The 13,202-nt window shown below is 37.7% G+C and carries 11 protein-coding genes and 1 riboswitch; of the genes, 2 read left to right on the top strand and 9 right to left on the bottom strand.

What is annotated here, in order from left to right; translation table 11 throughout:
* Window positions 1–214 precede the first annotated feature (214 nt).
* The 3 genes from katA to metE form a co-directional block, all read right to left on the bottom strand.
* On the bottom strand, window positions 215–1,669 hold the full coding sequence (katA, locus tag WQ54_RS12050; protein ID WP_046516825.1) for a catalase KatA: 1,455 nt from the start codon (window positions 1,667–1,669) through the stop codon (window positions 215–217).
* A 237-nt stretch (window positions 1,670–1,906) separates the two neighbouring features.
* On the bottom strand, window positions 1,907–3,325 hold the full coding sequence (locus WQ54_RS12045; protein ID WP_046516822.1) for an NAD-dependent succinate-semialdehyde dehydrogenase: 1,419 nt from the start codon (window positions 3,323–3,325) through the stop codon (window positions 1,907–1,909).
* Between the two features lie 229 nt (window positions 3,326–3,554).
* On the bottom strand, window positions 3,555–5,843 hold the full coding sequence (metE, locus tag WQ54_RS12040) for a 5-methyltetrahydropteroyltriglutamate--homocysteine S-methyltransferase (protein WP_046516819.1): 2,289 nt from the start codon (window positions 5,841–5,843) through the stop codon (window positions 3,555–3,557).
* Between the two features lie 157 nt (window positions 5,844–6,000).
* Window positions 6,001–6,189: riboswitch (cobalamin riboswitch) on the bottom strand.
* A 293-nt stretch (window positions 6,190–6,482) separates the two neighbouring features.
* Here metE and WQ54_RS12035 point away from each other — a divergent pair.
* Together WQ54_RS12035 and WQ54_RS35265 are read left to right on the top strand one after the other, a co-directional pair.
* Window positions 6,483–6,869, top strand: coding sequence for a hypothetical protein (locus tag WQ54_RS12035; RefSeq protein ID WP_046516816.1), 387 nt, complete (start codon window positions 6,483–6,485; stop codon window positions 6,867–6,869).
* 170 nt (window positions 6,870–7,039) lie between these two features.
* On the top strand, window positions 7,040–7,165 hold the full coding sequence (locus WQ54_RS35265; protein WP_269431569.1) for a hypothetical protein: 126 nt from the start codon (window positions 7,040–7,042) through the stop codon (window positions 7,163–7,165).
* Window positions 7,166–7,197: 32 nt separating this feature from the next.
* On the opposite strand, the gene WQ54_RS12030 is transcribed toward WQ54_RS35265, so the two are convergent.
* The 6 genes from WQ54_RS12030 to WQ54_RS12005 all read right to left on the bottom strand — a co-directional run bounded on the left by WQ54_RS12030 (window position 7,198) and on the right by WQ54_RS12005 (window position 13,111).
* A complete protein-coding gene (locus WQ54_RS12030; protein ID WP_046516813.1) occupies window positions 7,198–8,502 on the bottom strand; it encodes a DEAD/DEAH box helicase in 1,305 nt (434 codons plus the stop codon).
* Between the two features lie 370 nt (window positions 8,503–8,872).
* On the bottom strand, window positions 8,873–9,655 hold the full coding sequence (locus tag WQ54_RS12025; protein ID WP_197089589.1) for an ABC transporter permease: 783 nt from the start codon (window positions 9,653–9,655) through the stop codon (window positions 8,873–8,875).
* 6 nt (window positions 9,656–9,661) lie between these two features.
* On the bottom strand, window positions 9,662–10,465 hold the full coding sequence (locus WQ54_RS12020; protein ID WP_046516810.1) for an ABC transporter permease: 804 nt from the start codon (window positions 10,463–10,465) through the stop codon (window positions 9,662–9,664).
* On the bottom strand, window positions 10,462–11,439 hold the full coding sequence (locus tag WQ54_RS12015) for an ATP-binding cassette domain-containing protein (protein ID WP_046516809.1): 978 nt from the start codon (window positions 11,437–11,439) through the stop codon (window positions 10,462–10,464). Before WQ54_RS12015 ends, WQ54_RS12020 begins: the two co-directional genes overlap by 4 nt.
* Before the next feature lie 298 nt (window positions 11,440–11,737).
* A complete protein-coding gene (locus WQ54_RS12010) occupies window positions 11,738–12,166 on the bottom strand; it encodes a VOC family protein (protein WP_046516806.1) in 429 nt (142 codons plus the stop codon).
* A 258-nt stretch (window positions 12,167–12,424) separates the two neighbouring features.
* The gene (locus WQ54_RS12005; RefSeq protein WP_046516804.1) at window positions 12,425–13,111 is read right to left on the bottom strand and encodes a hypothetical protein; all 687 of its coding nucleotides are present in this window, start codon (window positions 13,109–13,111) and stop codon (window positions 12,425–12,427) included.
* Between the last annotated feature and the right edge of the window lie 91 nt (window positions 13,112–13,202).

Here is a 13,202-nt window from a genome sequence, read left to right as displayed (position 1 = left end):
CATGAATCTCAAGAAAATGGCAAACTGGGCATGGAAGTATCCATGCCCAGCCTAAGAAAATAGAGAATAAATGCAAACCCCCTTTCAAATCAAGGATTTGAAAGGGGGTTTGTCTACGGTCTGAAACACCCTGTTTAGGTGTTTTTTCTTGAGAATATGTGAGAATCAAGAGAAAAATCGCTGTCTACTGAGAATGGTTAGAAAAAAACCGATATTATTTTACTGCTTCTGGTACAGACAAGCCTAAACCTTCGGCAATACGAGTGCCATATTCAGGATCAGCTTTATAGAAGTGACCGATTTGTCGAAGTTTAATGTCATCTCTTTCAACAGGCTTCATTGCATGAACGATGTTGGATACAAGGTGTGCGCGTTGCTCTTCTGTCATTAAGCGGTATAGATCACCTGCTTGTGTATAATGATCGTTATGATCATAAGCAACACTATCTGCAACACCTGATACAGGATATGCAGCCTGTTTATGTTCTGGTGTTTCTGCAGGGCCGCCATAACTATTCGGCTCATAGTAAACAGACTTACCACCATTGTCATCAAATCTCATTTGGCCGTCACGTTGATAATTTTTCACTTCATTTTTCGCACGGTTAATCGGTAAAGCTTGATGGTTCGCACCTACGCGATAACGATGTGCATCATGGTAGGCGAATAAACGGCCTTGAAGCATTTTATCTGGTGAAAAATCAATACCAGGTACAATTGTTCCCGGAGAGAAAGTCGCTTGTTCAACCTCAGCAAAGTAATTTTCAGGATTTCTGTTTAATACCATTCGACCTACTTCAATTAAAGGATAATCTTTTTGAGACCAAACCTTAGTCACATCAAATGGATCAAAACGATACGTATCAGCATCTTCTAATGGCATAATCTGAACATATAATTTCCAAGCTGGGAAGTCGCCATTTTCAATGGCATTGAACAAATCTTCTGTATGATAATCAGGATTTTCACCTGCAATTTTTGCTGCCACTTCCGGTGTAATATTCTTTATACCTTGTTCAGTTTTGAAGTGATATTTAATCCAAACTCCATCGCCTTCAGCATTTGTCCATTTAAACGTATGACTTCCAAATCCATGCATATGGCGTAAGGTTGCTGGAATGCCGCGATCAGACATAAGGATTGTGACTTGGTGTAACGATTCTGGTGATAATGACCAGAAGTCCCACACTGCATTAGGGTTTTTCAAATGTGTTTGCGGGTCTCTTTTTTGAGTATGAATAAAATCAGGGAATTTGATGGCATCGCGAATAAAGAATACAGGTGTATTGTTCCCTACAATATCATAATTGCCTTCTTCCGTATAAAATTTCACTGCAAAACCGCGTGGATCACGAACAGTATCAGCTGATCCTAATTCACCTGCAACCGTTGAAAAACGAATAAATAGCGGTGTACGTTTACCTACTTCAGATAAGAAATTTGCTTTTGTATAGTTTGTCACATCATTTGTTACTTCAAAGTAACCATGAGCACCTGCACCTTTCGCATGTACAACACGCTCAGGAACACGTTCTCTATTAAAATGTGCTAGTTTTTCTAAAAGGTGTACATCTTGTAGTAAGGTTGGGCCGCGCCCTCCTGCTGTAATTGAATTCTGGTTGTCACCTACTGGAGCACCCCAGCTTGTAGTAAGTCTGTTATTCGTCATTAAGAATCACCTCTAATATTTTTTAAGTATGATATAATAATAACATCTCTCAATTAAAAATCAATATCTTTTTATAATTATTATAATTTAATAGTAAAAATTATGTTTAATTTACTTTAAAGTGCATTGGTAAAACAATCCTTTATATCCTATGATATCGATAGACAATCTATTACTCTAAAAAAATGAGACTATCTACTCAAAGGGCCAAACCCTTATGAGACAGTCTCATATCTGTTATAATCCAAGTGAAATATATTTCACCTCTAAATATTCTTCGATTCCATGATGACCCCCTTCACGGCCGATTCCGCTTTGTTTAAAGCCTCCAAATGGCGCCTGAGGTGTTGATGGCAGACCATCATTTAAGCCAATGATTCCGTATTCAAGTGCCTCTGTAACTTTTATACCTTTCGAAAGATTCTCAGTGAATACATAGGCTGCTAATCCGTAAATGGAGTTATTTGCTCGTTTAATCACTTCTTCCTCCGTTTTAAAGGTTGTCACTGGTGCAACTGGCCCAAATGTTTCTTCCGTCATACAGAGCATGTTATCATCAATGTTGGAAAGGATCGTCGGTTCAATAAATAGACCCTCTCTTCTTTTTCCGCCTAATTCAACCCGGGCCCCTTTTTCGACTGCATCCTCTATATGCTGCAGCACTTTTTCTACTGCCTTCTGATCAATTAATGGACCAATATCAACACGTTCTTCCAGCCCATTTCCAAGCACTAACTCTTTTACTTTTGGGATAAGTTTCTCGATAAAAGACTGATAGATTGATTCGTGGACATAGATTCGATTGGCACAAATACATGTTTGACCGGCATTTCTGAATTTTGCTGATACAACCCCTTCAACTGCTTTATCCAGATCAACATCAGCTAAAACAATCACTGGAGCGTGTCCGCCCAACTCTAAGGAAACCTTTTTTACAGTTTGTGCTGATTGTTGCATTAATAACTTACCAACCTCTGTTGAACCTGTAAATGTGAGCTTACGGACCCTTTGATCTTGAAGCAGCACTTCTCCAATTTCCTTCGCATGACCGCAAACTACATTGATAACACCCTTTGGAATCCCTGCTTCATCTGCAAGCATTGCTAATTTTAAAGCTGTAAGCGGTGTTTGTTCAGCAGGCTTAATCACAACAGTGCAGCCAGCTGCTAATGCCGGGGCAACCTTTCTTGTAATCATTGCCGCGGGAAAATTCCAAGGAGTGATAACCGCAACAACGCCCACTGGCTGTTTTTGTACAAATAAGCGTTTATTTCGTTGGGTAGCAGGAATGGTTTCACCGTAGATTCGCTTTGCTTCCTCTGCATACCAAGAGAAAAATCCATTTGCATAGTTTATTTCACCGCTGGCTTCTTTTATTGGCTTCCCTTGCTCCATCGTCATTAACATAGCTAATTCCTCTTGATGCTGATGAACCAAGTCATGCCATTTTCTAATCAGATCAGCCCGCTCATATGCTGAATATGCAGCCCATTTCTGAAAGGCATCAGTTGCAGCTTCGATTGCCTTTTCTGCTTCCTTTGCTCCTCCTTTTGGCACAGTTGCGATCATTTCATTTGTTGCAGGATTTGTTACCTTGAATGATGGCAAATCAGATCCTGTCCACTCCCCATTAATAAACAATTGATATAGTTCCATAAATATTGCCTCCTCTGAAATACTTTCTTCTTTCTTATGACCAGACAAAATAGATTTGGTTACGTTAAGCTTAAGTGATTTTCCTTAATGGACTCAAGTTAAACGCCTAAAACATTATGGTAACGTATATGAAAAGTTTAGCAGGATGTTTGAGAAAAAAGCACTGCAACCCCTAAAGGCTGTAATGCTTTTATGGGAACAAACGATATAATCTAACAATTAGGAAGAGTTAAACGGTCTCGATCGTCGATAATTTTTCCCGAAACTGATGAGCCGCTTCTACCATTATTTTTAATGCCGCGATGGTCTCCGCTTCTCCTCTTGTTTTCAATCCGCAATCAGGATTCACCCAAAATGCCCGGTAGTCCAGAACCTCAAGGGCACGATTTATATTTTGTGAGATTTCCTCTAACGATGGGACACGAGGACTATGAATATCATACACACCAAGTCCAATGCCTTTATTGTAATGATGCTGTTCAAAGGAAGCGATCAATTCACCATGGCTTCTTGATGTTTCAATTGAAATCACATCCGCATCAAGCGCATCAATCGCTTGAATAATATCATCAAAATTCGAATAACACATATGGGTATGAATTTGCGTGTCCGCTTCCACTGAAGATGTAGCCAGTCTAAAGGCATGGACTGCAGCATTTAAATAGGCTTCTGTTTTTTCCTCTTTAAGAGGCAATCCTTCCCGCAATGCTGCTTCATCCACTTGAATCATCTTAATTCCACTAGCTTCAAGAGCTTCAACCTCTGAACGGATCGCTAATGCCATTTGATTTAAGACATCAGTACGATCAATATCATCACGTACAAATGACCAATTGATAATTGTTACAGGTCCTGTCAGCATGCCTTTTACTGGTTTAGTTGTAAGAGTTTGTGCATACACCGTTTCCTTCACTGTCATTGTCTCTTTGCAAAAAACATCCCCAAAAATAACTGGAGGCTTTACACAGCGGGAGCCATATGACTGAACCCATCCAAACTTCGTAATGGCGATTCCCTCCAGCTTTTCACCAAAAAACTCAACCATATCTGTTCTTTCAAACTCCCCATGAACAAGAACATCTAGTCCAAGCTCTTCCTGAATACCGATCCACTTCTTGATTTCAGCTTTGATGTATTCCTCATATTGCTCAGTAGTGAGCTCACCTTTTCTCCATTTCAATCTTTCTTTCCGTACTTCCTTCGTTTGCGGAAAACTGCCAATTGTTGTCGTAGGTAAAAGCGGTAAAGCAAAACGCTCTGCTTGCACTTCTTTTCGTTTTGTCACATCAGTACGTTCAGAAGAATAATCGTTTAGAATGTTGATAGCTTCTTGGACGTTTTTCACATTACGATATGTGGAATATGATAATGCAGCAATTGCTTGATCATGCTTCTCAAGCTCAATAACACTTGCTTCATTATTTGTCACTTTTGTTAATAAGACAACTTCCTCTAGCTTTTCATCTGCAAATGATAAAGCATCTTTTATTTGTGTATCTATTTTCTGCTCACTTTTAACTGTTACCGGAACATGAAGCAAACTGCAGGATGGCTGGATAATCAAATGATCTTTATCAATCATCCCAGCCAATTCATTTACTAAGGTTCGTTTCTTCATCAAACCTGATTTCCAAATATTACGCCCATCAATGACACCAGCAAAAAGAACCTTATCGCTAGGGAAACCGTATTTTTTTAGATTATCTAGATTTTTCCCAGCATCATGTACAAAATCAAGACCAAACCCTTGAATTGGCAACTCAATTATTTCTTGATAAAATTCGAGGCTTTCAAAATACGTTTGAAGGATCATGTTAACTTCAGAAACCTCTTTATTAAACGCAGTATAAACTTCTTTAAATTCTTCAATGGTATCTTTATCAATATTTTTCACTAAAATGGGCTCATCGACCTGAATCCATTTTGCGCCGGCTTCATTTAATTGCTTAAACACATTTATATACAGAGGAATTAGTGAGTGTAATAGCTCTGCTCTTTTTTGCTCATCATATCCTTTAGATAAAGACACTAAAGTAATTGGGCCAAGAATAACCGGCTTTCCTTCAATTCCGAGCTTTAGCTTTGCTTCAAGATACAAGTCAAGTAATCGATTTTTGCCTAAAACAGGTTGTGCATCCTTTAATTCCGGAACAATATAGTGATAGTTTGTATTAAACCATTTTGTCATTTCTGAAGCTATTTTCCCATTGCTCCCCCTGGCAATCTCGAAATAGGTGTGAAGAGTCAGCTCGTTCTTTTCCGTTTTAAATCGCTCAGGAATTAACCCAAACATAGCTGCCGTATCAAGAACATGATCATAGTAACTAAAATCACCTATTGGGATGAGATCAATGCCTTTTTCTTGCTGTTTTTTCAGATGGGATAAGCGAATATGTTCCATTTCTTTCTCAAACTGTTCTTCGTTTAGTTGGTCTGACCAAAATAATTCTAAAACTTTTTTCCACTCTCGATTTTCACCAATTCTTGGATAACCAATATTTGAACTTTTTATCTTCATTTTCTTCTCTCCTCGTTACCTATTTTCCTGATATTTGTCCAATAAAAAAGCCTCTCTATGAACAGATAGAGAGACGTTGGATAGGCATAGTTAACTAGAGTCGAAATGAATGAATCGTTTCAACATATGACCACCACTCCTCCCTATTTCGCGTAGGTAATAAGTGCATACAATAGGCAGGTCTCCTGACTCAGGTTCTTCACTTCAAATCCCTTCCCATTTCAAATTGAAACAGTGGATGCGATTGAAGCTCCCCATTACAGTGGCGCGACCGTGTCGGATTTTCACCGATCTTCCCTTTTAAGTTAAAAGCAAAGCTTTTAACACCAATTGCCTGAACATTATTAAATTTTAAAATAATTGTGAAACATGTGACTTAGATTAAACCATTTTTTCTCATTTAGCAAGTATTTTTCTAAAGACGATAAATGTTCAGAGTAAAAAAATGCTTTAGCACCTGACAGCTGGCCAATATCATGCATATTCCAAATAAATCAAGACTATCTCTGCAGGCGTTTTACTGGGAGCAGTTGGAATAAAAAAATCGCATAAAAACTGATTCGGACAGTAACACTCCGCCATAACCTACATACACATATATGGATTTTTATAATATAAAAATAAAGGAGAGTTGCCTTCATGAATCCATATGGATACAATTATTACCAAGAATTCATCCCTAATCAGCCTTATTATTATGTTCCATACGATCAAAATGCTTTTATCCAACAACCAGAACAATATGACGTAAATAGACAACAACCGCTTGAAAGAAGAGTCTCTGCTCTAGAACGCCAAAGTGAACGCCAAGCACGGGAAATAACAAGACTTAATGAAGAAATAAGACGTCTAAACCGGGAGATCAATCGAATTAATCGTGAATTCAACCGTTTAAACCAGCTTGTGACACGGCTAAATGAAACAGTTGAACAACATACTCGAAGATTAAATCGGCTTAACCAGCGGCTCCGCGCAGTAGAAAATAGATTAGATCTGCCATTTAGTCCTGCAGAAGGCGGGTTTTAATTCTATTCATGGATGATCATTAGTGAATAGCTATGGTCATCCTTTTTTCTATTTCATTTATTCAACAGTAGATCTACATTTGCAGGGGAATGACTGCCTGTAAAGATTGGGATAAAAATCGATAGCTTGCAGATAATAATGTTGATTATGATGAGAGGAGGTACATATGTATGACAAATCGTAATGATAATCGTGAACGACAAAACAAATATCCGAATAACAAAATACAGGATACAGAATTTTCAAAGGAAATTAATATTAGAAGCGAAAAAACGAAAAAGGATTTACAGAAATAATAAAGAGAGGCTGGCTGCCTCTCTTTATTATTTTAAAATTGATTTCGTTTTTTTATCTTTGAGGAAGAACGGGTCCTGCCCTTCCTTTTTGAATCATTTTCAAATGTTCTGGATGAGGATTTTGCTTCGTTTCGTGATTTTTGTCCTTTTCTCAGTGAGCGATGTGATTCTTTTGTTTGTGGGCTTCTTTTCACCTCATCCTCATCTCGATCAGGAAGACTTACTCCTTCAATCACTCTCATTTCCAGTGATTGGTTAATCCCTTTTTCGATCATACGGAGAAAATCGCGATCTTTAGGAGCGACTAAAGTATAGGCCACTCCATCACCGCCAGCGCGGCCTGTCCGGCCAATTCGATGAATATAGCTCTCAACATCATGTGGAATATCATAATTGAAGACATGTGTTACTCCTTCGACATCAAGGCCTCTTGCTGCAACATCAGTTGCAACCAACAGTTGAATTTTTGCTTCCCTAAACTGCTTCATCGCTTTTTCACGTTTGGCTTGTGTTAAATCACCGTGAAGTTCTTCAACCAAAAAACCATTTGTGAGAAGGGCTTGATGGAGTTTTTTGGCACGGATCTTTGTTCTGCAAAAAATAATTCCTAAAAAAGGACGCTCTTCCTGTAATAAATGCAGTAATGTCGCCTGTTTGCGACGATCAGTGGTTTCAATAATAATTTGTTTAATCTCCTCAACAGTAACCTTTTTCGCCTTAATTTGAATGCTCTTTGGATCGACCATATATTTTTTTGCCAAAGTACGAATTTCACTTGGCATGGTTGCAGAAAAAAGCAAGGTTTGACGAGTTGAAAGTGTTTCATAGAAAATATCATCGACCTCAGGAAGAAACCCCATGTGCAGCATTTGATCTGCCTCATCTAGTACAAGTGTATCAACCGTTGAAAGATCAATGGATTGCCTACGAATATGATCCAATAATCGACCTGGAGTGGCTACAACAATATGCTGGGCACCTTTTAGTTTTTTCAACTGATGCGCAACATCCTGTCCCCCATAAACAGCAAGCACATTCACACCTTCAAGATTTTCTTTCATTTTCTTTATTTCTTTCGTTATCTGTTGTGCTAATTCTCGTGTCGGAGTCAAAATAAGTGCCTGAATATCAGACTTATTTACATCAACCCTTTGTAATATCGGCAGAACAAAGGCCAATGTTTTACCAGTTCCAGTTTGAGCTTGGGCAATAAGATCCTGTCCCTCCAGCACAGAAGGAATGGTCTGTTCCTGAATTGGAGTAGGTTTAACAAACCCTAAAGATTTTAATGTATCATTTAATTCTTTCCGAATTCCTAGTTGTAAAAAATTAGGCAAATTAATCACATCTCTTTTCCTTAAATAAATGCCATTTGTTTATTAGAAGGCTTATTTACTATAGCATACAATAATGGGTAAGCTAGGGAAATTTCATTTTTTATATGTAATATGCACATTCCTATTTCATACATATTATGATCTTTTTTGCTGACACTATCCTAACCTCAAATCGTAAACATGCTAATCTCACGGTAATAACCATGCAAAATAGTTGTATGCGAATGGGAAGAGATTTGGCATCCTGATGAAATAAAATGGTTCCTATACAGCTCCAACGGCACGTTTAGATGGGATAGAAATGATAACGCCCCTTATCTAGTTTAAGTAAGGGGCGAATTTCTTTTCTTGTGTTTTAAAGTTGAGAAGTTTAAGAACCCGTAGAACGATAATGCCTGACTCCTATCTGCCACACAAGCAAACAAGGCAAAATAAATAAGATCCCTGCTAATGGCGACATCATGTATAAATAACCATTTCCTTCGTGTTTATCAAGAAGATACAATAATGGCAAGTAATTGACACATCCGAAAGGGATGATAAAAGTAAAAAATTTCGTCACCCAATTTTGATAAATATTTAAGGGATACTGGGCCATCTCTCTCCCGCCGTCTGTAAAAATGTTCGCCACTTCAAGACCTTGAATTGTCCAAAAGCACATAGTAGCAGCAAGCATAAAGATGCCTGTAAAGATAAACACCCCGCTGACAATCATCAGCAGCAATGTGATTCCTTTTATCGCAGTCCATTCAATAGAAAGATTGCTTAAAGCGATCAATAAAACGATTAAACCCTGCATCATTCTGCCGAACCTTGTGAACTCAAACTTAGAACCAAGCACTTGAACAAATGTACTTCTCGGTCTAACCAAGAGCCGATCAAAGTCCCCATCCCTTACCAAACTTGAAAATGAATCAAATCCACGAGCAAAACACTCACTGATGGAAAATGCCAAATGGATGACAGCAAAACAGAGTGCTACTTCATAAAAACTCCACCCTTTAATTTGCCCAAAACGTTCAAATAAAAAATATAAACCAGCAAAGACAGTAAACGGAATAAAGAACTGACCAATTGATAACAGCCAAAAAGATGTCCGATACTCCATTTGTGATTTAAACAAAATGAGTAGATATTTAAAATAAATCTTCAAGATCGATCATCCCCCTTGTACAACCACTTTTTGCAGTGCCTTATGAAACGCAAATTTGCCAAGTAACACTAATATGACCAGCCATCCAAACTGAGAAATAATGCCGGCAATTGCTTCATTTTGATGGATATGTCCTGAATAAACCCTAAAAGGAAAATCAGCTGTTAGACGAAATGGCAGCAAATAAGCTATGTTTTGCAGCCATGATGGCATGAGCGGGATGGGAATAATTAAACCGGCAAAAAATTCACCTATCACCCCAAACAATAACAAAGATCCAACAGGAGACATTGTCACAAAGACAGAAATATAAATAAACATAGAGATTGAAACGAGTAGGAGCAAACCAAAAATCAATGATGTAAGAAATAAGACAAAGGTTAGTACATTAGGTGGAAGTGTCATGTTGTAAGGCTGAGGTAAAAAGAAAGCGACGAGTAAAATTGGAAAACTTCTCAAAAAAGCACTCGACAGCCGTTGCGCTAATAGTTTAGCATACCAAAAACCGTATATTCCGCATGGCCTGCAGAGTTCATATGCAATATTTCCAGTTGTGATTAAGTCGAATAATTCATTATCACGAAACCACAACGCGATGAAGGCAAGAAAGGCCTGCTGCAGCCAAATGTAGATGATTAATTCCTTTAAAGCGATTGGAGGTGATTCAATGGTATTCAAGTAAAATGCTTCAAAAATCATGATATACATAAATCCCCAGAAAAATTGGGTTGCTACCCCTGCCAAAGCAGCTGCCCGATACTGCATTCCATTAAGCAAGCGCAACTTTAATACCGAAACATAGGCTTTCATATTTGGTACTCCTTATAAAGCTTAACAATTATTTCTTCGATTGGCTGTGCTTCAATCGAAACATCGAGTAGTTCTACCTTTGCCGATAATTGTGAGATAGCTTCAGAAATCAAGATCTTATCGGTATCTACACTAAGGACGGAACGTTCGGGAGTCCATGATAGGATGGAAGTACCATGAATATCAAATACATGTTCCGTTTCACGATAATCTGCTGTAATGGTTTTATGTGCTCCAAATCGACTTCTAAGGTCATGCAATTTCCCATCAAATAAAAGGCTTCCCTTTCCGATTAATATCACACGTTCGGCCAATGCCTCGATATCATTCATGTCATGTGTTGTAAGGATGATCGTAACGCCTTTCTCTTTATTAATCGTTTTAATAAATTGACGGACTGCGATTTTCGAAACGGCATCAAGGCCTATAGTCGGTTCATCTAGAAATAATATTTTCGGGCTGTGGAGCAGTGATGCTGCGATTTCACATCGCATTCTTTGCCCTAAGCTTAATTGTCGGACTGGTAAATGAAGCAGAGTATGTAGATCTAATGTTTCAGTGAGAAGCTTGAGTGTTTTTTGATATTCTTTCTCTGGGGTATTGTAAATATCTCTAAGAAGTTCGAATGAATCCAAAACTGGAACATCCCACCAAAGCTGAGAACGCTGTCCAAAAACTACGCCTATATTCTTTACATAAGAGACTCGTTCCTTCCAAGGAGTATATCCCATGATCGAACAGGTTCCCCCATCAGGCACCAAAATGCCGCTCATAATCTTTATCGTTGTCGATTTACCTGCTCCATTCGGACCAATATAGCCAACTATTTCTCCCTGGTTAATCGAAAAAGAAATGTCTTTTAGCGCTTGAACAATCGTATGTTCTCGATAAAAAAGCGCTTTCATCGCTTGCCCCAAACCTGAAGAACGTTTAGCAACTTTAAAGGATTTACTTAAACCTTCAATTGTAATCATGAAGCTTTCTCCTCCTAACTTTTTTGAGTCGAAGGAAAAATATAGCATCATATAAAAAGATTGTCAATATCATTTTTTCATTTTTCAGTAAATAAAAATCTATCAGGATTCTGCTTGCTATATTATTGGGTAGTGGATCTCATAGCGGAGATATGTTTAATGTGATTACGGTTTTAGGAGTATATAAAATAGCTTTTTGAAATAACAAAAACATGGTACTGTCACTATAAAGACAGCACCATTAAATCGATTGACCATACATCTTCCATGTATACGTTTATGTTTTATGTTTAGGTTATTAACATTCAGAAAGCTGTGTTGAAACTTGCCATGTCACACCATATTTATCTGTTACAGAACCATAAGATGGGCTCCAAAATGTTTCTTGAAGAGGCATTTCGACTTTACCGCCGTCTTGCAATTTTTGAAAAACCTCTTTTGATTCTTCAATATCATTGATAATGACCGCAATGTTTAGTTGTGAACCAATTTGATAAGGTTGGCCGGGAAATGTATCGGAAAGCATTAAATCGGTATTGCCAACTTTTAAATACGCATGTAAAACTCGATCTTTTGCTTCAGGAGGAATTGGGAATTCTGGATTTTCTGGCATCTCCCCAAATGTTTGCATGCTGATAAGTTCTGCACCTAATGCTTTTTGATAAAAAGCAACTGCCTCTTTTCCATCACCATTTGTCACTAAATAAGGGTTAACTCCTAAAATCATACTAAACACCTCTTTCTTGAAATTTGTTTTTACGTTTTTAAAGTCAATGTCAGATTACAGAACATATGTTCTTTTTAATGTTACCACATCCTAAAATACGTTGCAAGAAATCTTTCATTTTAAAACGTACATTGAATGATATACAAAATGTTTGTTACATTGACAATTATGTATTCTCTCGCAATTTCCATATTCCTGTAAAAACAACTTAATAACTGACTTTTTTTTCAACTTTTAACCTAAACATCCATTTTTGTTCTACCTCAATGTAACTTTTGGCTTTTTTTGCAGCTTCATTGTCGTCACAATATAGGATACCAAGGTCTGCAATGGGTTTATTATTATTTTATTTGCCTTTTTTCCGACCCTTACAGATGCTTCTGCCATTGATAATTGAGCAACGGCAATTACCCCTTTTTGCTCCATCAACAGTTGAGTCAAAAAATCTTCAATTTCCTGGTTGTACTTTTCGTTTAAACCTTGCATGAGAAGGTCAAATGAATGGTTAAGGACTTTTACTTCTATTTTTTGAGCTGTTTGGCTGGTCTTGGCGACATTTTCCAGTCTCCCCATTGTCCCATTAACTGTTGCAGGATTGGTAAAAAGAATGGTTACAGGTTCCTGAATCTTGATAATGGTTTCAAAAAAGGGCTCGTCAATTTTAATAATAGGAATAGTTAAAGATAGTTGATCTTCGTTAAAAAGCGCAATATAGTTTGTACATGTGATAAGAATCGCATCTACCCCACATAGAGCAATCCATTCAAGCTGCTCCTTTACCTTTATTTGCGCATCTGATTTTTTAAACCCTTTATCTGATGAAACTCGATGCATCAATCCAGGTTCAACAAAATGGATTAGATCAATATCATATGGGGAAAGTGCGGTTTCAATATACTCTACATTCGAATAATGGGCGTGAAGACATCCTAATTTTTTTATCATGTTCGTTTCTCCTCGGGTTACATTTATTTTTCTATCTATTCATGCAATGCCATTACCATAAAACTTTTAATTCTCTGACAATAAACTTTTT

Origin of the sequence: Bacillus sp. SA1-12 (assembly GCF_000981385.1) — a bacterium.
GTDB lineage: Bacteria > Bacillota > Bacilli > Bacillales > Bacillaceae > Metabacillus.
The sequence above is the reverse complement of the archived record's forward strand: the minus strand, read 5'-3'. Positions and strand labels throughout refer to the sequence as shown.

Excerpts from the sequence above, each read along its gene's own strand:
- katA (WP_046516825.1), bottom strand. The coding sequence starts at position 1,669 with ATGACGAATAACAGACTTACTACAAGCTGGGGTGCTCCAGTAGGTGAC.
- WQ54_RS12045 (WP_046516822.1), bottom strand. The coding sequence starts at position 3,325 with ATGGAACTATATCAATTGTTTATTAATGGGGAGTGGACAGGATCTGAT.
- metE (WP_046516819.1), bottom strand. The coding sequence starts at position 5,843 with ATGAAGATAAAAAGTTCAAATATTGGTTATCCAAGAATTGGTGAAAAT.
- WQ54_RS12035 (WP_046516816.1), top strand. The coding sequence starts at position 6,483 with ATGAATCCATATGGATACAATTATTACCAAGAATTCATCCCTAATCAG.
- WQ54_RS35265 (WP_269431569.1), top strand. The coding sequence starts at position 7,040 with ATGACAAATCGTAATGATAATCGTGAACGACAAAACAAATATCCGAAT.
- WQ54_RS12020 (WP_046516810.1), bottom strand. The coding sequence starts at position 10,465 with ATGAAAGCCTATGTTTCGGTATTAAAGTTGCGCTTGCTTAATGGAATG.
- WQ54_RS12015 (WP_046516809.1), bottom strand. The coding sequence starts at position 11,439 with ATGATTACAATTGAAGGTTTAAGTAAATCCTTTAAAGTTGCTAAACGT.
- WQ54_RS12010 (WP_046516806.1), bottom strand. The coding sequence starts at position 12,166 with ATGATTTTAGGAGTTAACCCTTATTTAGTGACAAATGGTGATGGAAAA.
- WQ54_RS12005 (WP_046516804.1), bottom strand. The coding sequence starts at position 13,111 with ATGATAAAAAAATTAGGATGTCTTCACGCCCATTATTCGAATGTAGAG.